Annotated in this window: 19 protein-coding genes and 1 tRNA gene; 11 read left to right on the forward strand and 9 right to left on the reverse strand. The window is 43.5% G+C overall.

Features of this window, described 5'->3' with window-relative positions:
- The first annotated feature begins 206 nt into the window (after window positions 1–206).
- The 7 genes from FTT73_RS06150 (at window position 207) to FTT73_RS06180 (ending at window position 5,609) form a co-directional block, all read left to right on the forward strand.
- On the forward strand, window positions 207–791 hold the full coding sequence (locus tag FTT73_RS06150; protein ID WP_005096412.1) for an aminodeoxychorismate/anthranilate synthase component II: 585 nt from the start codon (window positions 207–209) through the stop codon (window positions 789–791).
- A 9-nt stretch (window positions 792–800) separates the two neighbouring features.
- Entirely contained in the window at window positions 801–1,847 is a 1,047-nt protein-coding gene (trpD, locus tag FTT73_RS06155) for an anthranilate phosphoribosyltransferase (protein ID WP_005096410.1), read from the forward strand.
- Between the two features lie 20 nt (window positions 1,848–1,867).
- Entirely contained in the window at window positions 1,868–2,674 is an 807-nt protein-coding gene (gene trpC / locus FTT73_RS06160) for an indole-3-glycerol phosphate synthase TrpC (RefSeq protein ID WP_180191151.1), read from the forward strand.
- Between the two features lie 197 nt (window positions 2,675–2,871).
- A complete protein-coding gene (locus FTT73_RS06165) occupies window positions 2,872–3,555 on the forward strand; it encodes a Smr/MutS family protein (RefSeq protein ID WP_180191152.1) in 684 nt (227 codons plus the stop codon).
- Between the two features lie 93 nt (window positions 3,556–3,648).
- Window positions 3,649–4,197 (forward strand): GTP cyclohydrolase I FolE, encoded by a 549-nt coding sequence (gene folE / locus FTT73_RS06170; protein ID WP_005096407.1) that lies wholly within the window; start codon window positions 3,649–3,651, stop codon window positions 4,195–4,197.
- A gap of 285 nt (window positions 4,198–4,482) precedes the next feature.
- Window positions 4,483–4,920 carry a hypothetical protein gene (locus tag FTT73_RS06175; RefSeq protein ID WP_180191153.1) on the forward strand — a complete coding sequence of 146 codons (438 nt, stop codon included), beginning with the start codon at window positions 4,483–4,485 and terminating at the stop codon, window positions 4,918–4,920.
- Between the two features lie 116 nt (window positions 4,921–5,036).
- Window positions 5,037–5,609: a DUF4385 domain-containing protein gene (locus tag FTT73_RS06180; RefSeq protein ID WP_180191193.1), complete on the forward strand. Its 573-nt coding sequence runs from the start codon at window positions 5,037–5,039 to the stop codon at window positions 5,607–5,609.
- Window positions 5,610–5,628: 19 nt separating this feature from the next.
- Here the strand turns inward: FTT73_RS06180 and FTT73_RS06185 are convergent, their stop codons facing one another.
- The 5 genes from FTT73_RS06185 to hemE all read right to left on the reverse strand — a co-directional run bounded on the left by FTT73_RS06185 (window position 5,629) and on the right by hemE (window position 11,643).
- Complete coding sequence (locus FTT73_RS06185; protein WP_180191154.1) at window positions 5,629–7,017, reverse strand: diguanylate cyclase; 1,389 nt, start codon at window positions 7,015–7,017, stop codon at window positions 5,629–5,631.
- A gap of 162 nt (window positions 7,018–7,179) precedes the next feature.
- Window positions 7,180–9,066: a DUF4105 domain-containing protein gene (locus FTT73_RS06190; RefSeq protein ID WP_180191155.1), complete on the reverse strand. Its 1,887-nt coding sequence runs from the start codon at window positions 9,064–9,066 to the stop codon at window positions 7,180–7,182.
- Between the two features lie 78 nt (window positions 9,067–9,144).
- Window positions 9,145–9,615, reverse strand: coding sequence for a DUF3015 family protein (locus FTT73_RS06195; protein WP_005096400.1), 471 nt, complete (start codon window positions 9,613–9,615; stop codon window positions 9,145–9,147).
- 146 nt (window positions 9,616–9,761) lie between these two features.
- Window positions 9,762–10,562 carry a DUF817 family protein gene (locus FTT73_RS06200; protein ID WP_005096399.1) on the reverse strand — a complete coding sequence of 267 codons (801 nt, stop codon included), beginning with the start codon at window positions 10,560–10,562 and terminating at the stop codon, window positions 9,762–9,764.
- A gap of 10 nt (window positions 10,563–10,572) precedes the next feature.
- Window positions 10,573–11,643, reverse strand: coding sequence for a uroporphyrinogen decarboxylase (gene hemE / locus FTT73_RS06205; RefSeq protein ID WP_005096398.1), 1,071 nt, complete (start codon window positions 11,641–11,643; stop codon window positions 10,573–10,575).
- Between the two features lie 206 nt (window positions 11,644–11,849).
- On the opposite strand from hemE, the gene FTT73_RS06210 reads away from it, so the two are divergent.
- From FTT73_RS06210 to FTT73_RS06220, 3 genes are all read left to right on the forward strand, one after another.
- Window positions 11,850–13,070: a L,D-transpeptidase family protein gene (locus FTT73_RS06210; protein ID WP_005171817.1), complete on the forward strand. Its 1,221-nt coding sequence runs from the start codon at window positions 11,850–11,852 to the stop codon at window positions 13,068–13,070.
- Between the two features lie 177 nt (window positions 13,071–13,247).
- Entirely contained in the window at window positions 13,248–13,946 is a 699-nt protein-coding gene (locus FTT73_RS06215) for a pirin-like bicupin family protein (protein ID WP_180191156.1), read from the forward strand.
- 301 nt (window positions 13,947–14,247) lie between these two features.
- Window positions 14,248–15,219, forward strand: a complete 972-nt coding sequence (locus tag FTT73_RS06220) for a class I SAM-dependent methyltransferase (protein WP_005096395.1) — start codon at window positions 14,248–14,250, stop codon at window positions 15,217–15,219.
- Between the two features lie 130 nt (window positions 15,220–15,349).
- Here the strand turns inward: FTT73_RS06220 and FTT73_RS06225 are convergent.
- From FTT73_RS06225 to FTT73_RS06235, 3 genes are all read right to left on the reverse strand, one after another.
- Window positions 15,350–15,439, reverse strand: a tRNA-Ser gene (locus FTT73_RS06225).
- A gap of 87 nt (window positions 15,440–15,526) precedes the next feature.
- Window positions 15,527–17,563 carry an NADPH-dependent 2,4-dienoyl-CoA reductase gene (locus FTT73_RS06230; protein WP_180191157.1) on the reverse strand — a complete coding sequence of 679 codons (2,037 nt, stop codon included), beginning with the start codon at window positions 17,561–17,563 and terminating at the stop codon, window positions 15,527–15,529.
- A 139-nt stretch (window positions 17,564–17,702) separates the two neighbouring features.
- The gene (locus FTT73_RS06235) at window positions 17,703–18,056 is read right to left on the reverse strand and encodes a hypothetical protein (RefSeq protein ID WP_004646383.1); all 354 of its coding nucleotides are present in this window, start codon (window positions 18,054–18,056) and stop codon (window positions 17,703–17,705) included.
- A gap of 247 nt (window positions 18,057–18,303) precedes the next feature.
- Between FTT73_RS06235 and argG the strand changes: the two genes are divergently transcribed.
- Window positions 18,304–19,644, forward strand: coding sequence for an argininosuccinate synthase (argG, locus tag FTT73_RS06240; RefSeq protein ID WP_180191158.1), 1,341 nt, complete (start codon window positions 18,304–18,306; stop codon window positions 19,642–19,644).
- 65 nt (window positions 19,645–19,709) lie between these two features.
- Here argG and FTT73_RS06245 read toward each other — a convergent pair whose 3' ends face one another.
- Window positions 19,710–20,990, reverse strand: coding sequence for a diguanylate cyclase (locus tag FTT73_RS06245; protein ID WP_180191159.1), 1,281 nt, complete (start codon window positions 20,988–20,990; stop codon window positions 19,710–19,712).
- Window positions 20,991–21,040 lie beyond the last annotated feature (50 nt).

Below are 21,040 nucleotides of genomic sequence, written 5' to 3' on the forward strand. Positions count from 1 at the left end.
ATACAGATGCTTTTAAAGCAAATAAATTGAGCAAAATTGTTGCGCCGAATACGGCTATTTTTTGCTATGATGAATAGTACTTTATTTTCACACAATGAAATCAATGATTTAGTCGTGGTACACCCGTGCTTGCAATAAGCGCAAATAAAGTACGATCTGGACAACTTTAGCACAGTTAAGTGCATTAATTTCAATAGGTTAAGCTCATGCTTTTAATGGTCGACAACTATGACTCCTTTACTTATAACATCGTTCAATATTTTGGCGAACTGAATCAAGAAGTAAAAGTAGTCCGTAATGATGCCGTGACATTGGAAGATATAGAGCGATGGCAACCCAAGTATTTAGTGATTGGCCCCGGCCCATGCTCGCCGAGTGAAGCAGGCATTTCGATTCCTGCGATTCAGCATTTTGCTGGAAAAATTCCGTTATTGGGCGTTTGTCTCGGCCATCAGAGTATTGGTCAGGCATTTGGCGGTGACATCATACGTGCCAAACGTGTCATGCACGGCCGTCTGTCGGATATGTACCACAGCGATACCGGGATTTTCAGTAATCTTCCGTCGCCATTTCCTGCAACGCGCTATCATTCCCTGGTGATTGATCAAGCCACCTTGCCTGAATGTCTGGAAGTGACCTGCTGGACCAATGAAGCCGATGGCTCTATGGAAGAAATTATGGGGGTAAAACATAAGACATTGCCGGTCGAAGGCGTGCAGTTCCATCCTGAATCGATCCTGAGCCAGCATGGCCATCAAATCTTTAAAAACTTTCTCGAAATTTATGCCTAAGAACATCTTATGAATATTCAACAAGCTTTAAACAATATTACCAAAAACATTCACCTGACTCAGGATCAAATGCAAGACGTGATGCGTGCCATCATGTCAGGTGAAACCACTGATGCCCAGATTGGTGCCCTGCTGATGGGTTTACGCCTTAAAGGTGAAAGCATTGATGAAATTACCGCAGCCGCACGGGTCATGCGTGAACTGGCTACCAAAATTGATGTCAGCGATATTCCCTATTTAGTCGATATTGTCGGTACAGGCGGTGATGGTCAAAACCTGTTTAACGTCTCTACCGCGTCTGCATTTGTGATTGCAGCAGCAGGCGCAACCATTGCTAAACATGGCAACCGTGGCGTTTCAACCAAATCAGGCTCGTCAGATTTACTGGAACAGGCTGGGATTAATCTTGACCTGAATATGCAGCAAACCGAGCGTTGTATTCGTGATGTGGGGGTCGGGTTTCTGTTCGCACCGAATCATCATACAGCCATGAAATATGCAATCGGCCCGCGTAAAGAATTGGGGATTCGCAGCATTTTCAATTTACTTGGCCCGCTGACCAATCCAGCCGGCGTCAATCGCTTAGTCATTGGCGTGTTTTCCAATGAACTGTGCCGTCCGATTGCAGAAGTGATGAAACAGCTCGGTGCTGAACATGTGATGGTGGTGCATTCTCGCGACGGGCTGGATGAGATCAGTCTTGCATCTGCAACGTATGTGGCTGAGCTAAAAAATGGCGAAGTGACTGAATGGGAAATTACCCCTGAATTGGTTAATATCGAATCTCAAACCTTGACTGGTTTAATTGTAGAAGATTCTGCACAGAGTCTGGCATTAATCAAGGATGCATTGGGCAAGAAAAAATCAGAGATCGGTGATAAAGCGGCCAATATGATTGCCCTGAATGCCGGTGCAGGTATTTATGTTTCCGGTTTGACCAGCAGCTATAAACATGGTGTTGCATTGGCACATGACATTATTTATGGCGGCCAGGCTCTGGAGAAAATGAGTGTGCTGTCTGAATTTACCAAAACCATTAAACAATACGAAGCTTAATTCGGTCAGGAATTTTGATCATGGTGGATATCGCAAATACAATTTTAGGCAAGATTGTTGACCGTAAAACGGAAGAATTTGCTCTACGTTTAAAGCAGAAAAGCTATAAAGATCTGGAAGAGCTGGCTCAAGGTGCATCAGCTGTGCGTGGTTTTACCCAGTCTTTAATGTCAAAACGTCCGGGTGTAATTGCTGAAATCAAGAAAGCTTCACCATCTAAGGGGATTATTCGTGAGAATTTTAATCCTGCAGAAATTGCAGCACAGTATCAAGATGCGGGTGCCGCATGTTTATCTGTCCTGACCGATGTGGACTTTTTTCAGGGTGCAGATGAAAATATTCAGATTGCCCGTTCGCATTGTGACCTGCCGGCGCTGCGCAAAGATTTCCTGATCGATCCTTATGGAGTCATTGAAGCACGTGCCTTAGATGCGGATTGTATTTTACTGATTGTGGCATGTCTGTCAGATCAGCAACTAGAAGAAATGTCGAAAACTGCTTTTGAGCATAATTTAGATGTTTTAGTTGAAGTACATGATGAAGCAGAACTGGAACGTGCGCTGAAACTTTCAGATCGCTGCTTGCTGGGTGTGAATAACCGTAATTTAAAAACCTTCGATGTCGATTTAGATACCTCGATTCGTTTAAAGAACTTACTCGATCCCTCTCGCCTGTTAGTCACTGAAAGTGGTATTGCTACCCCTGCCGATGTGGCGATGATGCAACAGCATGATATTCATGCCTTTCTGGTCGGTGAAAGTTTTATGAAACAGCCTCGACCTGATCATGCATTCCGTAACCTGTTTGGTGAGCCTGAATCGGTTTAACTATTGACTCACTTTAATATTTAGACCAAGCCCAATCTCAGGATTGGGCTTTTTTATTTTCAGGATTAATAAGAAAAAGAAATAGCATCATGTGAATTCACAAATACCGAAGCATGTCATGCAAGCAATTCATTTCTCCTTTATCTATTTTCAGACTATAATTCTGTTAAATTCCGCATCTTCCTTGTTTTTACATTATGAGTAAACACGATTGTTCATTATCTAAAGATCAGTACAACCTGCTGAAATCTTTTAAGAAGCAAATTACACAGCCACATACCCCTGCGGTTGTTGCTGCACCCGTTGAAAAGACTGTCGAGCAAGAAGCTTTAGAAGAACTGGAATTATTCCGCAAGCAAATGCAGGGCGTGCAAAAAATTGAATCGGGAAATACCGTTCAATTGGACAAACCACGCAAGAAAAAACCGGATGCACAAGTTCTGGCAAAGCGTGCAGCGGCGACTGGCCCGATGGAAACAGATGCCATGGCATTATCGGACACGCAGGCCATGCTCAATCCTGTCGGGAGTCAGGCCAACTTGAGCTATCGCATTGCCACCTTGCAGCATAAAGTGTTTGAAGACTTAAAAGCCGGCAATTTACGCTGGTTTGAAGCTGTGGATCTGCATGGCTGTACCGTGGAAGAAGCGCGTCAGGCGGTGCTACAAATTATCCAGATCGCCAAAGATGAAAACCAGAACGTGATTAAGATCGTACACGGTAAAGGCCCGGAAGCGATTTTAAAAACCTATGTGAATGGTTGGCTGCGTCAGCATCGCGATGTTTTGGCTTTTGTCAGTGCGCCTGAAAAACAAGGCGGTACTGGTGCAGTTCTGGTTCTGCTAAAACGTGCAGAAAAGAATCCAAAGTTTAAACAGTAACCGGTTTTCGCCTCAAAACAAGGCATTGTAAAAGTTTTCTGCTACAATGCCGTCCTTGTTCATTCTCAGTTTAAGTGAATACGTCATATGACTATGCAGCAATCCTACGCAAACATTCTTACTGCCGTTGGCGAAGATCTCAATCGCCCTGGTCTCAAAGATACGCCTGTGCGTGCTGCCAAAGCATTTTCATATTTAACCTCGGGTTATAGTCAGACACTTGAAGAAGTCACCAACAAAGCGGTCTTTCCTTCCGACAACCGTGAAATGGTACTGGTCAAAAACATCGAATTCTATTCCTTATGTGAACATCATTTATTGCCATTTTATGGCCGTGTCCATATCGCCTATTTACCAGAAGGTCATGTCTTGGGCCTGTCCAAATTTGCCCGTATTACTGAAATGTTTGCGCGTCGTTTGCAAATCCAGGAAAACCTGACCCAGCAAATTGCAGAAGCAGTGGCGGAAATCACCAAAGCACGTGGTGTTGCCGTGATGATTGATTCTGCACATATGTGCATGATGATGCGTGGTGTGGGCAAACAGGAATCGACTACACGTACAGTCTCTTTTATTGGTGATTTTAAAACCGATAAAGAAACCCGCCGTGAGTTTTTAAGTGCAGTTCCAGAAAGCTACTAAGCCTTAAAAAAAACAGTTACTTAAAGCCTCGATCATTCGGGGTTTTTTTAATTTCTTATAAATTGCTCTGGTCAGAGAATATCGATATCACAGCTGCTGTTGACCAAATTTGCATTCGTTATACTTGAAGCTAAACAATTGCTGCTTATCTTTGCAACAAGCCTACATTTAGATACATGATAAAGTTTTAATCCAGTTAGTCCTCGCTTAAAGTAAATTGACGTTGATATACAGCAAACAGCTTTATATCTTTCTGCTTGATTTTTAATGACAAGGAAAATGACCATGGCGAATAGCAAAAACAATCAGGACAAAGACAGCAAGAAATCTGCAAAAACTGCTAAAAAGACGCAAGATGAAAAACTGAAGAAGTCAAACAAAAGCAGTGACAAGGACAGCGATCGCAAAGTCAGCAAAAAAGCTGAAAGTGCTAAATCTAAAGCAGCATCTTCTAAAAAAGAGAATGCCAGCAAAGATGAAAAAGTGAAGACGAAGAAAAGTGCGAGTTCTAAAGGCAGCGATAAAGCCAAAGACCTGAAAACATCTTCAGCGAAAAAACCGTCTAAAGCGAAAAGCAGCAATAAGAGCAAAGATGAAGACAGCAAGACGAAAAAATCTTCTTCAAAAAAATCAGCACCGGCCAAAAAGCAGTCAAGCACTTCGTCCAAGAGCAAGTCTGATAAAGCCAAAACCTCGAAGACCAGTTCGAAAAAGTCAAAGTAAAATCCAAGCCCCATGACTGGGGCTTTTCTTGATCCTGATCTCGGGTGAGTAGATCAGTAGAATTATTTTATATTTTTTAGTGTGTTCTTTATTGGGTGATATCTACTCTTCTAAATATAAGGCAAAGATATGAGTCCAGCAGCCAAAATCCGCCGCCAAAACGTCAGTCACGGGTGGTGTCGAATAGTTTTGATTATTCTCTGGACTTCGAAAAGATTAATTTTCGCAAACGGCCCGAGTTGTACCGAATTGGCCGAGGAGAACAAGGCGTATTATTGGTGGAGCCTTATAAATCTGAAATTCTGCCGCACTGGCGCTTTGCGGATGAAGAAAAAGCCCAAGCCAGCAGTGACAAAATTTATCAGCTATTCCTAGCTTATTTAAAACAAGATGATTTTATCGGTGCGGACATGGCACGCAAGTTTTTACAGATGGGTTATACCCGTGCCCGCCGTTACGCCAACCATAAAGGTGGGAAAAAATATGATGGGCCGGTTCCGCAAGATAAGAAAGGCTTAAGCGGCGCACATGGCCGTTCAGAATTGCCACGCAGCCACGAAGATCCGGTCAAAGCAGCGGCCGCCGACATTTTTAAACAAAAATGGAATGATGCGAAAAACCATCCAGACTATATTCAGCAAAAGCGAAAATTTCAGGCATTTATCCAGCAACATACGGCAGAGGAATAAAACTTTTAAGCTAGCTGGATCATTGCTGCCCTACCGGATTTGAGGGCGACTGTGCCATATAGACCCGGTTACGACCGGTATTTTTCGCCATATACAGTGCGGCATCCGCAGCATCTAAAAATCGCTGATAATCCGGATGCCCGTCATAGAGCGTACATCCAATACTGATCGTGATTTTAAACTGTTGTCCTTGCGTCGTGTTAATCATGCCATTTTCAACATATTTGCGAATACTTTCGGCAATATTCAAGGCACGTTGCTGATCCGTATCGACTAACAACAATAAGAACTCTTCACCGCCAATCCGGAATGCATAATCACTGCCCTGACTGTATTTTTGCAATGCTTCTGCAATAAATTTGAGCGCTAAATCCCCTGCCGTATGGCCAAATTTATCGTTGATGCTTTTAAAGAAATCGGCATCTATGGCCAGTAAAGACAAGGGCGTATGATTTTTGCGGGAAAAAGTGATTTCACGGGAAATCACCGTATTTAAATAACGGCGATTTAAAAGCTGGGTCAATGAATCATTGCCTGATTCAATATATTCTGCAACCTGAAATAACTGATCGACCAGCAGTTGGATCTCACGATTGAAGTCACGAATTTGCTGAATTAAGCCCAGCGCATTATTTTTATCAGTACAGTTCAGCATGGCCTGATTAAGTGCATCGACCTGGTAAATCCGTTCAATAATCAGGTCGACCTGATCGGAACCGGTAAAGGCATAAGAGGCTTTGTGTATAAACCATAAACCAAATTCAGACTTGGACAGCATCGGATGCTTCAAGCCGATATGACCAGAAAAGACCTTGAACATCAGTTCATTTTCCCAGTCCAGCAGTGAGCTGCGCTGTTTATCTTTTTGTACCGCCACATCCTGCATCGCAGAAAAAACCCGGTAACTGTGTTTGATTTCCTGATTCATGGCGGTTTTGGCTTCATAAGAACGGCACATGATTTCAGTCGAAAAGCCCATGATTTGGATAATATAGCTACAGGTTGTCAGCATGTTTGGCTGGGGATTCAGGCTCAGCAATTCAAACATTTTACGTTCAATTTCACGGATGCCGCGCATGATCAGCCAGGATGGAATGCCCACGCGCGCATGTACATGTCCCACGATATTCTGTTTTTGCACTGCTTCGACATAGCGCTTATTGATTGGCACACTAAAACTTTCTGATAACCATTGAATCAGGGTGTTGCGTAAACGTTTTTGCACCAGTTCATCGGTTAAAAAATGTGCCGATTCTTGTTCGAGCAGCATATTTTTATAGAATTCTTCAACCAGTACCTGAGAATGGTCTTGAATGAACTGGAAGGCATGTAACAGGTCATCTGATGAATAATTCTGACAAATCTGCTTCCATTGTTCGGCCAGCATTGCCATGCATTCATTATTCATACAGCCTATTCCCCAAATATTGCAATTTGTATTAACATTATGTGACAAATATAACAAAATTCGGGTACATTAACTAAAATATCGACAAGATTATTCCAATTATACTGATCGATGATTCACAGGAAAAGTTTCGTAAACTAGCCCTTAAAATATGTAAGCCGTTTAAAAATAACGGATCAGGCCCAAACTCCATTGATCCCAGTCTTTCGCCTGTTGTTGCTGATATTCCCAAGACAATCGAACTGCATTCTGTGCAGTAAAGGCATATTGCAATTGGGTATTTAGCTTCAGATGCCAGTGATGCGAATCTTCCCAATAAGGCAGTTCCACTTGCACCAGACTGTTGATCTGATCAGTCCAGATATTTTGACAGCCCAAAGTTGGCCCTGCTCCTACGCGCCAGCCCTGATCGAGTGCCTTTCCCGCCTGAAGGTGAGTTTGCATTTGTGCATAGCACAAATGTTCGCGGCTCGCATTTGCCCAACTATAGCCCGCTTGGGTCTTAAAACCGGCGATGCCATGCTGTTGCTCTTCGCTAAACTGGCCATGACGGTCTAAGGCTTCCTGTGTCCAGCCCAGATTAAAACCCCAAGATAAGGGCGTATTAAATGGATTAATCGGGTTATAGGAATTGACGGCCAGTAAATCCAGATGTTCCAGTTTGAGTTCACTATTACGATATTGTAATGCCCCATCCAGAAACAGCAGTTGTGTGCCGGTACGCAAACCACCCTGTGGATCGATTAAATCATGATAGGCCTGACGATGCCCAAGCTGAACAAAGGATTCACCCTGAACCTGTCCGGCCTCAAAACTGATATTTCGTGCATGATGACTTTGTACTGGATCTGTTTTCGGACGCTCAGGTGCTTGACGCTGTTTCTCGATAGCCAGCTGACTTCTTAAGCCCAATAACTTGCGAAAACGTGGCTGGGCAAAGGACTCATCTACTTTCTGTCTGAGAAAATCCAGATATAGATGATCATAGGCCATTTCCAGCACTTTGGCCTGATTCTCTGCCGGATAAGTTTGCAACATTGAAGGCATGGTATCTATTTCTGCATAAGCCAGCTGATGAGCCTTTTTTGCCAAAGCTTTGCCATGCTGTCTGGATTGAGCCAGCAACTGTGTTTCCAGGGCAGGACGATAAACTTTCTGTTTGATCAAGCCCTGCTGTTCTACCACTTTCAAGGTTTCGATCGGAATGGCAGTCGAATTAAACTGTTTTTGTAAATTTAACTCAGGACGCACCAGATCAAATAGCCCCAGCAGGCGATAAGCACAATTATCATTGATAAAATAATAAGGGAAACTCACCTTTTGCATTTCCCAAAGATGCTGCACCAGAAACCGGGTCTCTTGTGGAGTTAAATTTAATTCATATTCCCATAAATCCCGGCTTTCAAAGTCGCCATATTCTTTGACCTTGCGATAATACGGCATCAAGGAATATTCACCCGGATATTGTCCGGTCAGCCCTTTCCAGGCAAATGACCAATTGTCATTGCTATCGACGGTTGCGGCATAGTTGACGGCATAGGAAATCAGGTTGAGCTGCTGTTGATCTTTGGGATCTAGACGCAACAAGGTATGCCCGAACATCGAACTGGGATTACCCATAAAATCTGTGGCATAAATCAGCGTGGCCTGATAGGGCTTGACCTCAGCAATCCATTGATCAAAATCCGGACAACTCACTTCAGGCAATTGCTGTTCGGAAATATCCAGCTGCTGCATTAACCAGCTGCTTCGGGCCGGAAACTTACAACGGATGGACTGATTCGGTTCTGCACTGCCAAATAAGGCCTGAATATTATGCTGTATTTCTTTTTTGAGATCAGTCTTTCCCTGCTCTGTCAGAAAATAGCCTGAATAATCGACCTCGCTGTGGCCTTTAGAATTGGCATACATCAGACGCTGCCAGGTGGTGCTCTGATCCAGACGTTTGCTTTTGGCCTGATCGAGATAATGCTGGATATCCGGATTAATTTCGTTTGCAAAACTTAAGGGACTGAAGGCCAGACCCAACATGAAGAACGCATATTTCATTCAGTTAACTTATTCTCGTCAATTTCTTTGAGTCATAAGAAAAACCCTGCCAGAGCAGCAGGGTTTTCAAAGTGCGGATCAGATATAAGATTTCAATACTTCATCTTTGGCCATCACTGTTTGTAATGAACTCAGAACTTGAAGGGTATTCTGGTTTTGTTCGGAATAGATTTCAGAAAAATTCTGCTTGGAAATGTTAAAAAAATGGCCTTTGTCTTCAGATTTTATATTCAGAAGTTCAGCCAGAACATTCAGGCTTTCACCTTCACCCACTGCCATATCACGCGCCAGTGCTTCAGCATTTTCATTGGTAAAAGTCACCACTTGAGCGGTGACTGTGCCACCCTGGCTACAACCTAAAGTACCAAACGTGATCCCGAGCCATTGATTCGTGAAAAGAACGTTGGTGGTACCTGCTAAAAGTTTAGGAATAATACCAGTCTGACCGGCCCACACCTGACTTCCGATACCACAGCCGACATCTCGGTCAGCCATTGCCATACTTGAACCAGTCGCTAATACTGCCGCCAGCATAATTTTTTTCAACATACTTATTCTCCAGTTATTCTCATGCAATCTTTGTTATTACTCTCATTATGTAATTTGACTTACACACTCAGCAGAGTAGCGATAAGTCAGGTTTGGCGCAATCGAAAAAATGCATGCTTTACATAAACATAACCTGAATAATTCCATTACTCTTTCAGCGTCCAGTCGCCATGTAAATTGCGCTGCCCTAAAATCTTCAGTACCAAGACCAGACTCAGCAATAACAACAAATACCAGGACCCGAGTTTGCCCCAGCCCACCATATGCCATTGTTCAATCTGACTTGGATAGAGCCAGATCTGATAAAAGGTACTGATGTTCTCGGCAATCCAGATGATAAAGGCCAGCAGCAGCAAGATCGGTAACATTGGCAACTGAAAAGCGTGCTGATTCAACTGAAAACGAATTTTAGTTTTCCAGAACATCAGCACGCTCCAGACAAATAAAAGCATGCGATAGTCAGGAATAAAAAACTTGCTCATAAAGTTGATATAAGACAACACCGCCAGCAGCAACATATGGCGAAAGCCTGGCAACTTTTCAAATGAGACCTGATATAAACGCAAGGAACGCGCAAAAAAACTGCCGACCGCAGAATACATAAAACCGGCAAATAAAGGCACGGTCATAATTTTAAAGATTGCCGGTTGTGGATAATACCAGGAGGCAATCGCAGGATGGGTCAGAAAGATTTCCATCACCATGGCCATGAGATGAAACAGCGCAATCACTTTGGCTTCGGCCCAGGATTCCAGTTTGGTATAAAGCAGCAGCACCTGAATGAGCAGGGCAAAAAATAACAGATAGTCATAACGGTAAAAACCGTAAAACAGATCACTGCCCATGGCAGCAGTGAGTGCAAACGCCAGCAGGAGTAGAATCCCAAATAAGGCAGCCGAAGCTGCCTTATAGGTAAATTCAAACCCTGATTTGAATAGATCGATCAAGGTTTAAATCCTAAAGATATTTAGCACTATACTCATGTACGGTATCAATAAAGGCTTTTGGATTGGCTGGATCGACCCACTGGGTAATGCCGTGGCCGAGGTTTGCTACATAACCGGTTTTTTCACCATTGGCATAAGCATCATCCAGCATGGCTTTGGTCGCCTTAATAATAGTTTCCGATGAACCATATAAGGTCGCAGGGTCGAGGTTACCCTGAAGCGCAGCACGACCCGCAACGGTTTGACGTGCTACATCCAGTGGTGTGGTCCAGTCCAGACCAAAGGCATCTGCGCCTGTAGCGATCATCGGTTCCAACCACTGACCGCCACCTTTGGTAAACAGAATTACTGGAATCTTGCGGCCATCTTTTTCACGGTGCAAGCCAGTAACAATCTTCTTCATATAGTTGAGCGAGAATTCAATATATTCACGATGTGCCAGTGCGCCGCCCCAACTATCAAAAATCTGTACCGCTTGTGCACCTGCATCAATCTGCGCATTCAGATAATCAATCACGGCATCGGCTAGACGTTCCAGCAAAGCATGCAGCACTTCAGGCTGTGCATACATCATATTTTTGGTGAAACGGAAATCCTTGCTTGAACCACCTTCCACCATATAAGTCGCCAAGGTCCACGGACTGCCAGAGAAACCGATCAGAGGAACCTGGCCACCCAAGGCCGAACGAATGGTCGACACTGCATTCATCACATAATCCAGATCCGATTTTGCATTAAAGGCCGGCAGATTTGCGACATCCTGCTCGGTACGGACAGTTTTATGAAATTTAGGCCCTTCACCCACTTCAAAATACAATCCTAAACCTAAAGCATCAGGCACTGTCAAAATGTCAGAGAACAAAATCGCGGCGTCCAGATCATAACGGCGTAAAGGCTGTAAGGTCACTTCACAGGCCAGTTCAGTATTTTTGCAAAGAGAAAGGAAATCTCCTGCCTGAGCACGCGTTGCGCGATATTCTGGTAAATAACGGCCCGCCTGACGCATCATCCATACCGGAGTGGCATCTACAGGTTCACGCAACAAGGCGCGCAGAAAACGATCATTTTTTAAGGTCGTCATTTACTTTCCTATCTATCTTTGATATTCGCCATATCATAACAAAAAGGTTGTATTTTTAATAACTTCTGCTGACTTTAAAAACCGATCAGCTTAAGCGACCAAATGTGATGTTTTACACAAAACAACTACTGCATCTCCACATTTTTTCTGTAATACTTATAGTGTTTTTTCACATTTTTAAAGAAATAATTTTAAGGTTGATTTACATGTTCGTTCGCACAATGCTCGCTGTGAGTTTAGGTTGCATTTTCGCAGGTACTGTTTTTGCTGCGTCTACTGCTGAACAACCATTGAACCCGCAGGTTGTTACCGATGTTTCAGTCCAGGATCCAATTGATCCACTCGCGACTGAAGCTTCAGCCGCCCAAGCACCGGCTGAAGCCAAAATTACGGCGCAAGAACAACAAGACTTAAATCAGGCCTCTGAAGCACTGAATGAGCTACAAGATACCGAAGACCAATCTGCTGATATTGGTGCAGCGCCAAATACCAAGGCCCCGACGAACTCTGCTGCGACCAAAGCTTCGTGGACTTTAGACGGCTTAAACAATGCCCAGTGGTATGAAAACATTGGTGCAGGTCAATTTCCGGTCTACGCACGTGCACATGTCATGCTCAACAATGCCCACGCTTCACCGGGTGCGATTGATGGTACCAGCGGCAAGAACACACTGAAAGCAATTGCCTCTTTCCAGCAAATGAATGGCATCAAGCCAAATGGCGTACTGACGCAGGAAACCTGGGACAAACTGGTGGCACGTCAGGGTTCCAAGCCGACCTTTGTAGAGTACACCATTACTGAAAAAGATCTGGCAGGACCATTTGCCAAATCGATTCCTTCAGATTATGCGCTACAGGCGAAAATGAAAGGTTTGTACTACACCAGCGCATCTGAAATGCTCAGTGAAAAGTTCCATATGGATGAAAACTTCCTGAAGAAGTTGAATCCAGGTGCTAATTTTAACAAAGTCGGCCAAAAGATTCTGGTGACCAATGTTCGTAATGAGCTACCAGAAGGTATTCACTTGATTGTTGCACATAAAGGTGCCAAACAACTGTACTTATTTAACAGTAAAAATCAAATGATCGGCTCATTCCCTGCCAGTATCGGCAATACCAGTACGCCTTCACCAACGGGTACTTATAAAATCACCGGCGTTGCACCAAATCCTTGGTATAGCTACTCGCCAAGTAACTTTGTTCAAGGTAAAAACACCAAACCACTGTCTCTACCACCAGGTCCAAACGGCCCGGTCGGTAATGTCTGGATTGGTCTCAACAAAAAATCATTTGGTATTCACGGCACACCGAATCCGTCCATGATTTCTAAATCCTATTCACACGGTTGTATCCGTCTGACCAACTGGGATGCCAATGATCTTGGCCGTAAAGTCAAATCTGGCGTAACTGTTCGTTTCTTAGAATAATGATCCGTAAAATGCTTTGAATAAAATGGCCCGCTTTTCAGTGGGCTTTTTTATGACTTGATTTTAAGCTGATATATCGTTGCAAAAATGCAATGATATGTCGCCTATTTGAGATTTTTTTGAGCTTAAAACAACAGTATGATGATCTCAAGTTGAAAATAAGATCGAGATGAAATCATGAAGGCTTTTCTACATCCTAGCGAAAATCGTGGTCATGTAAAAATGGGCTGGCTGGAGTCTAAGCACAGCTTCTCATTTGGTAACTGGTATGATCCCAAGTATATGGGGATCAGTGCCTTACGTGTTATTAATGATGATTTAATCGATGGGCATCAGGGTTTTGGAACCCATCCCCATGACAATATGGAAATCCTGACCTGCGTACTGAAAGGCACCATTACTCATCAGGACAGCATGGGCAATCATGGCGGCATTGCTGCCGGTGAATGGCAGCTCATGAGTGCCGGAACAGGTATTCGTCATAGTGAAATGAATCAGGGCAATGAGCGGGTACATTTACTGCAAATCTGGATTATTCCCAATGAACAGGATGCCAAACCGAATTATCAGCAAATTCGTCTGGATCCGCATGAGCAGCCTAACCATTGGCATTTAATTTGTGGACCGAATGACAATGCGCCGATGCATATTCGTCAGAATGCTGAAGTCAAAACTGCGGTAATTCAGCAAGGTCAAAGTTTGCAAGTGCAGGCCACCCAGCAGATCAATTATATTCATGTAGTTTCTGGCACTGTGCAGATTGCAGAACATAGAGTTGAGGCGGGTGGTGCAATTGCTTTTCTGGATGACTCAGAGATTCAAGCCATCGATGATGCGCAAGTGATCTGGTTTGATTTACCAGAAGTGCCTCACTAAGTTTTAAGGCTCTAACCCATCATGGCTATTAATCACTTTGATGAATAGCCATTTTTTATGAATCGAGAATAAAAGCAGACAGAAGCTTTATCAGAAGATAATTTTTTAAAAACAGCTATAAAAATCACACCAATTCACATCAGTTTTTTACTTAAAATTCTGGCATTTCAGGCGAAGATGAAGCTGATTCATTTCTATTGAATGAACGCATCGCGAATGGCTGATCTGGTCATGGTCTTATATGGGATTCAACGTCTATCCAGCTTTGTATTGATTTTAAATAAACCAAAGAGCAACGCTTATGAACCAGATTTTAGAAATTCAGAATCACCAGCAACATGCTCTGCATTTTTTACTAGCGTTTTTAAAACAACAAAACTATCAGTTCACAGCCATTACCCCGTTGTCGCATCAACGGATTTTAGATCGTAAAAGAAACGAAAAAAATCAGGAAATAACCCTGCAGGATATATTTGGCTGGAATCTGGAATTTAGCAAAACCGATCTTGATCCGGTTCTTTTTTCCTTGCTGGCAAAACAGCAACTTCTACAGGTTCAGGATGAGCAATACACCAGTCTGGTCAGAGTCGCTTCACTGGAAGGTGAACTCTTTATTCACTCTTCCTTTCCGACCACACAACAGGATGCTGTTTTTTTTGGTCCCGATACTTATCGCTTTGTCTATCATCTCAAGCAATATCTAGCCACCGAACCTCGCCCTTTCAAACGGGCTGCTGAAATATGCTGTGGCACCTCTGCTGCTGCCATCAGTATCGCCAAATACTTTCCGGATCATGAGGAAATCTTTGTAGCAGATCTAAACCCCAAAGCCTTGCTCTATAGTCAGCTCAACATTGATTTTTCGGGTTTTGCTTCAATCTCTCCTGTACAGAGCAATTTATTTTCCAATCTTGAAGGTCAGTTTGACCTGATTTTTGCCAATCCACCTTATTTAATTGATCCTGAGCAACGGCAATATCGACACGGAGGTAATGAGCTCGATGGCAATGAATTATCTTTTAAAATTATAAAACAAGGCCTGCAAAGGCTAAATTCAGGCGGCCGTTTATTTTTATATACCGGCGCTACCATCACACGAAATGGCAATCGATTTTTACAGTATCTGCAAGACCTGATGCAGCAGCATCAAAATATTCACTGGTCTTATGAGGAAATTGATCCGGATATTTTTGGTGAAGAATTAGAGCAACCTGCTTATCAGCATGTGGAAAGAATTGCTCTGGCTCTGATTAAGATTGAAGTATGCGATTGAAGAATATCTGTTTATAAATTATCGACTTTTTAAATATCGAACCTCTTTAAGATCCGTTTATTTTAAATCATTCTGTAAAATTCATCAGCAATAAAAAAACCCCAATCTTTCGATTGGGGTTTTTAAAATTTGGCGGAAGCGGTGAGATTCGAACTCACGGAGGACTCACACCCTCGTCGGTTTTCAAGACCGGTGCATTAAACCGCTCTGCCACGCTTCCATGGGCGCAATAATACGGCGCTTTTATGTAACTGACAAGTGAAAGTTACAGTGAATCTGATTAACTGCATATAGTTTCATCAAATCCCTACAATTTGGCGGCCAATTCGGCTCCTTCACGAATGGCACGCTTGGCATCCAGCTCGGCAGCCAGTTTAGCCCCACCAATAATATGATATTGTGCCAAGGTATTTTCCCCGGCAAGTGGCATCAAATCTTTTACCGACTCCTGTCCTGCACACACCACAATACTATCCACACGCAATAATTGAGCGTGGCCATCCACCTCAATCCATAAGCCTTCATCGGTAACAGATTTATATTGCACACCGCGCAACATGCGCACCGCGTGTTTTTTTAACTGGGCACGATGTACCCAGCCTGAAGTCTTGCCTAGTCCTGCGCCAAGCGGTGTCTTTTTACGTTGTAATAGATAAATTTCCCGTACTGGAGGTTCTACTTCAGCACGCTGTAACCCGCCTTCAGTCACATAATCTGGATGAGAATCTACACCCCATTCACGCTTCCACTCATCCACAGGTTGCGGCTGTATTTGATGCGGTGGCTTTAATAAAAACTCGGACACATCAAAACCGATCCCGCCTGCGCCAATGACCGCAACACGATCACCGACAGGTGCGCCACGTAGCACTTCTGCATAAGATAATACTTGTGGTGCCTGACTGCCTTCGATATTCAAGGCACGCGGCACAACCCCTGTAGCCACAATCACCTCATCAAAACCCTCACGCTCCAACTGCTCGCGGTTGACTCGGGTATTGAGACGCAGATCAACTCCAGTTTTTTCTAGCTGCACTTTAAAATAACGAATCGTTTCGTGAAATTCCTCTTTCCCCGGAATGACTTTAGCCAGGTTGAACTGTCCGCCTACTTCATGACTGGCCTCAAACAGCGTCACATCATGCCCGCGACTGGCTGCGACAGTAGCAGCCGACAAACCTGCGACACCCCCACCGATCACTGCAATACTTTTTGGTTTTTTGGTTTTGACATAGACCAGTTCGGTTTCATAAGCGGCACGCGGATTGACCAGACAGGTTGCGCGCTGGTTTTTAAAGGTATGATCCAGACAAGCCTGATTACAGGCAATACAGGTATTGATTTCATCCACACGATTGGTTGCAGTTTTATTGACCCAGAACGCATCGGCCAAAAGTGGACGTGCCATTTGCACCATATCTGCCTGCCCTGATGCCAGAATTGCTTCGGCAGTCTCTGGCATATTGATCCGGTTGGACGCAATTACCGGCACCGACACATGTTTTTTGACTTCAGCGGTATAATCGACAAAAGCGGCACGCGGTACAGAAGTCACAATAGTGGGGATACGTGCTTCATGCCAGCCAATCCCGGTATTAAGCAAAGTAATCCCCGCCTTTTCCAAAGCTTTAGCTACGGTAATCACTTCCTGCATGGTATTGCCATCATGTACCAAATCGAGAAGCGACAAACGGAAACAGATGATAAATTTTTCGCCAATTTCCTCGCGAATGGCTTTGACAATTTCTACGGCAAAACGCATCCGGTTTTCAATCGGGCCACCCCAACGGTCGCTACGCTGGTTGACATGACGACTTAAAAACTGATTCAGCAAATAGCCTTCCGAACCCATAATTTCTACGCCATCATAGCCAGCCTTTTTGGCAATACTGGCCGTGTTGACATAGTCATGAATGGTATTCAGGATCTGTTTATCTGACATTTCACGTGGTTTAAAAGGAGAAATTGGCGATTTGATTGGACTTGCCGACACCACAAAAGGCTGATAGCCATAACGTCCGGCATGCAGAATTTGCAAAAGAATTTTGGCGCCATGTTTATGCACTGCATGCGTCACCAGACGATGTGGCGCAATATCGCCCAAGATATTCATGGTGCCGCCCGCCGGCAACAACCAGCCTTGACGGTTTGGCGATATTCCACCCGTAATCAGCAGACCTACGCCACCCTTGGCACGTTCGCCAAAATACGCTGCAAGTTTAGGATAATTATAGAAGCGGTCTTCCAGACCAGTATGCATCGACCCCATTACCACCCGGTTTTTAATGGTGGTAAAACCTAAATGCAGTGGTTTTAAAATGTTGGCATAGCGCGTCGTGGTCATAACAAATCCCTGATTATATTTGGCTGAGCAAGTCATTCCCTTACTTTAACTGATTTTCAGCGGCTTTTTATGACCCGGAGTTCAGCATTTTCAGGCACAAATATCAATCTTCGAAACAGTTCTTTCTATACATGACGAATTAGTTCTGCCATTGTCGTGCGCTGGATTTCCATAATGCAATCACGCCCAATACTGTACCAATTGGAAAACTCAGCAACATCAGAATAGCCATTATTCTGGATAAAGTACGTCCTGAACCATTGCCCTGCTTCACCTTTATACTGGCCTGGATATTAAAAAACATCAACAAGCCTAAAAGCAGCAGCACCACACCTAAACTCAGCATGGAAATACTGGATTGCTGATATTCAAGATATAAAAACAGCACTGTACTAAAACCAATCAGGCCGGCATAAATCCCATGCAACAGTGCCAGTGTTTCATTCTTGGTTTTAGGATTTAAATTAGGTAAAGGTGGGATATGAGTCGCCATGCTTTTATTCCTGTTTTATCTGGTTTTTAAATTATTCGGCTGAATATAACCAATTTTTTACTTTTTCAGCAGGATTCTGGTTAAAATCGTGCGATTTATGATTATTTAAGCCTATTGAATAGAGATTTTAAAACGAGTTTTTCTTTTCTAAAGCAAACCTAAATAAATTAATGATACAATTGATGCAATATGTATTTTTTCAGGCCACCAATTCTGGCGTGCCTATTTCATATCATTAGGATGAACAATGTCTGATAATGCAACTATCTTGCAGAATGTCCCAGTAGGTAAAAAAGTTGGTATTGCCTTCTCTGGTGGTCTAGATACTTCTGCTGCTCTTTTGTGGATGAAACAAAAAGGCGCTGAACCTTATGCTTACACAGCTAACTTGGGTCAGCCAGACGAAGACGATTACGATGCGATTCCAAAAAAAGCTGAAGCTTATGGCGCAGTAAAAGCACGTTTAATCGACTGCCGTTTACAGCTTGCATTAGAAGGTATTGCTGCAATTCAATGTGGCGCGTTCCATATTTCTACAGGTGGTATGCCTTATTTCAACACGACGCCATTGGGTCGTGCAGTAACTGGCACCATGCTGGTAACTGCCATGAAAGAAGATGATGTTAACATCTGGGGTGACGGTTCGACTTATAAAGGCAACGACATTGAACGTTTCTACCGTTATGGTTTATTGACCAATCCTGCGCTTAAAATCTACAAGCCTTGGTTAGACCAAACTTTCATTGACGAGCTGGGCGGACGTGCAGAAATGTCACAGTTCCTGATCGACAATGGTTTTGACTATAAAATGTCAAAAGAAAAAGCTTATTCAACTGACTCAAACATGCTGGGTGCGACGCATGAAGCTAAAGATCTTGAATACCTGAATGCAGGCATCAAAATCGTTGAGCCAATCATGGGCGTTGCGTTCTGGAAAGATGACGTAGAAGTAAAAGCTGAAGAAGTATCGATTACTTTTGAAGAAGGCTTCCCGGTTGCTATCAACGGTCAACGCATTGAAGATCCAGTTGAATTTATTCTTGAAGCGAACCGCATCGGTGGCCGTCACGGTCTAGGTATGTCGGATCAAATCGAAAACCGTATCATCGAAGCGAAATCTCGCGGTATCTATGAAGCTCCGGGTATGGCGCTGCTTCACATCGCTTATGAGCGTCTGGTAACGGGTATTCATAACGAAGATACGATTGAACAATACCGCATCAACGGTTTACGTTTAGGCCGTTTGTTGTACCAAGGCCGTTGGTTCGATTCTCAAGCGCTGATGTTGCGTGAAACTTCACAGCGTTGGGTGGCTAAAGCCGTGACCGGTACTGTGACTTTAGAACTGCGTCGTGGTAATGATTACACCATCATGAACACTGAGTCGCCTAACCTGACCTATGAAGCTGAGCGCTTGACCATGGAGAAAGGTGATTCTATGTTCTCTCCAATGGATCGTATTGGTCAGTTGACCATGCGTAATCTGGACATTACCGATACCCGCGCAAAACTTGGCATCTATACAGAAACTGGTTTACTGGCAGTCGGTTCAGCATCTGCAGTGCCACAACTGAAAGACAAAAACTAAGTTTTGTTTTTGTTAAAAAACCGCTCTTGATGAGCGGTTTTTTTATGGATAGTTGTTCTTGATGTTTAAAGCATCGAGCCATTGGCGGTATCTGAGTTGACGGAACGAAGTGATTGATAATAAATCTGATTGCGCCCAAGCTGCTTGGCACGATACAACGCCTGATCTGCAATTCCCAATAATATATCTTTATCAGTATATGTTTCACCACGATAGACGGTAATGCCTAAACTGATGGTAATATGTTTCGCAACCAAAGATTTTTCATGGGGAATTTCCAGACGGTCAATCGCCTTGAAAATATTTGAAGCTACGGCATAAGCACCATGTGCATCTGTTTCTGGCAAGAGCACCACAAACTCTTCCCCGCCATAACGCGCCACAAAGTCCATATGACGGATCGCATTCTTGATGGTTCTGGCAATGGTTGAAATAACATCATCGCCTTTCTGATGCCCATAAAAATCATTATAGTTTTTAAAAAAGTCCACATCGATAAACAGAATCGCCAAGGCAGTGTCTTCACGACGGGCCCGTTCAAAATACACTTCAAGCGTTTCATCGAAGGTTCTCCGATTGGAAATCTTGGTCAGCTCATCGTACTGACTCAAATGTAATAATTCGTTGGTATGGATACGCTGGATCTGCTCACTGATTCTGGCGCGAATGCTATAGAGAAATATCACACGCTCACGGGCAAAAATCATATGGCTAATCACATAACCCAGCAAGCAACTTCCAATTAAAATCCGGCCAAAAACCATAGGATTAAATTCAACTGACAGACCGAACAATACAATAATGGTGGTTGCGGCGGCGAGCAGTCCGGTGACCAGCATCTGAATCGGCTTAATACCGGTCAGAACATAACCCAGGATATATACGATCGTGACTATCGCCATGGATTGATGCTGCAAGGCATCAGTTTTAATCGACATGGTGATACATGAAATTGACACCTGTACCCAGAATACCAACAGCATCGAAGCCTGAGGAAAAAAGCGCTTGATCTTGGGTAAGCACGAGAACATATAAAAGATAATTAGCGACACGCCGCCATTGAGCAAGCCCAACATACACAGGACAAAATCATGTACGAAATATTCTTTGCTGATGCTCCAGTAATCTGTGGGAATCATCACCACCAAAAAAAGGAAATAGGCTAGTACTCCAGCCCACACATATTTTTCGACATGTTTGCGGGCGCGTTCCAGATTTTTGGTCCAGAATTCTTGTTCCAGATTTTGAGGGAAGACCGGGCCTACACGCTGGCTTTGCCGTGTAATCAGTTGTTCTATGTCTTCTTTATCATCTTGCAATTTCGCTAGATTGTACTTGTATTCCATTGCCAAGTATTTATGTAATTTTTTTAGTAATTTTAAAATAACATACTTTT

This window comes from Acinetobacter sp. YH01006, from assembly GCF_013420445.1.
Lineage (GTDB): Bacteria > Pseudomonadota > Gammaproteobacteria > Pseudomonadales > Moraxellaceae > Acinetobacter > Acinetobacter pseudolwoffii.

Bases quoted from the DNA above. Each gene is read 5' to 3' on its own strand.
- FTT73_RS06150 (WP_005096412.1), top strand. From the start codon at position 207: ATGCTTTTAATGGTCGACAACTATGACTCCTTTACTTATAACATCGTT.
- trpD (WP_005096410.1), top strand. From the start codon at position 801: ATGAATATTCAACAAGCTTTAAACAATATTACCAAAAACATTCACCTG.
- trpC (WP_180191151.1), top strand. From the start codon at position 1,868: ATGGTGGATATCGCAAATACAATTTTAGGCAAGATTGTTGACCGTAAA.
- FTT73_RS06165 (WP_180191152.1), top strand. From the start codon at position 2,872: ATGAGTAAACACGATTGTTCATTATCTAAAGATCAGTACAACCTGCTG.
- folE (WP_005096407.1), top strand. From the start codon at position 3,649: ATGCAGCAATCCTACGCAAACATTCTTACTGCCGTTGGCGAAGATCTC.
- FTT73_RS06175 (WP_180191153.1), top strand. From the start codon at position 4,483: ATGGCGAATAGCAAAAACAATCAGGACAAAGACAGCAAGAAATCTGCA.
- FTT73_RS06185 (WP_180191154.1), bottom strand. From the start codon at position 7,017: ATGAATAATGAATGCATGGCAATGCTGGCCGAACAATGGAAGCAGATT.
- FTT73_RS06190 (WP_180191155.1), bottom strand. From the start codon at position 9,066: ATGAAATATGCGTTCTTCATGTTGGGTCTGGCCTTCAGTCCCTTAAGT.
- FTT73_RS06195 (WP_005096400.1), bottom strand. From the start codon at position 9,615: ATGTTGAAAAAAATTATGCTGGCGGCAGTATTAGCGACTGGTTCAAGT.
- hemE (WP_005096398.1), bottom strand. From the start codon at position 11,643: ATGACGACCTTAAAAAATGATCGTTTTCTGCGCGCCTTGTTGCGTGAA.
- FTT73_RS06210 (WP_005171817.1), top strand. From the start codon at position 11,850: ATGTTCGTTCGCACAATGCTCGCTGTGAGTTTAGGTTGCATTTTCGCA.
- FTT73_RS06215 (WP_180191156.1), top strand. From the start codon at position 13,248: ATGAAGGCTTTTCTACATCCTAGCGAAAATCGTGGTCATGTAAAAATG.
- FTT73_RS06220 (WP_005096395.1), top strand. From the start codon at position 14,248: ATGAACCAGATTTTAGAAATTCAGAATCACCAGCAACATGCTCTGCAT.
- FTT73_RS06230 (WP_180191157.1), bottom strand. From the start codon at position 17,563: ATGACCACGACGCGCTATGCCAACATTTTAAAACCACTGCATTTAGGT.
- FTT73_RS06235 (WP_004646383.1), bottom strand. From the start codon at position 18,056: ATGGCGACTCATATCCCACCTTTACCTAATTTAAATCCTAAAACCAAG.
- argG (WP_180191158.1), top strand. From the start codon at position 18,304: ATGTCTGATAATGCAACTATCTTGCAGAATGTCCCAGTAGGTAAAAAA.
- FTT73_RS06245 (WP_180191159.1), bottom strand. From the start codon at position 20,990: ATGGAATACAAGTACAATCTAGCGAAATTGCAAGATGATAAAGAAGAC.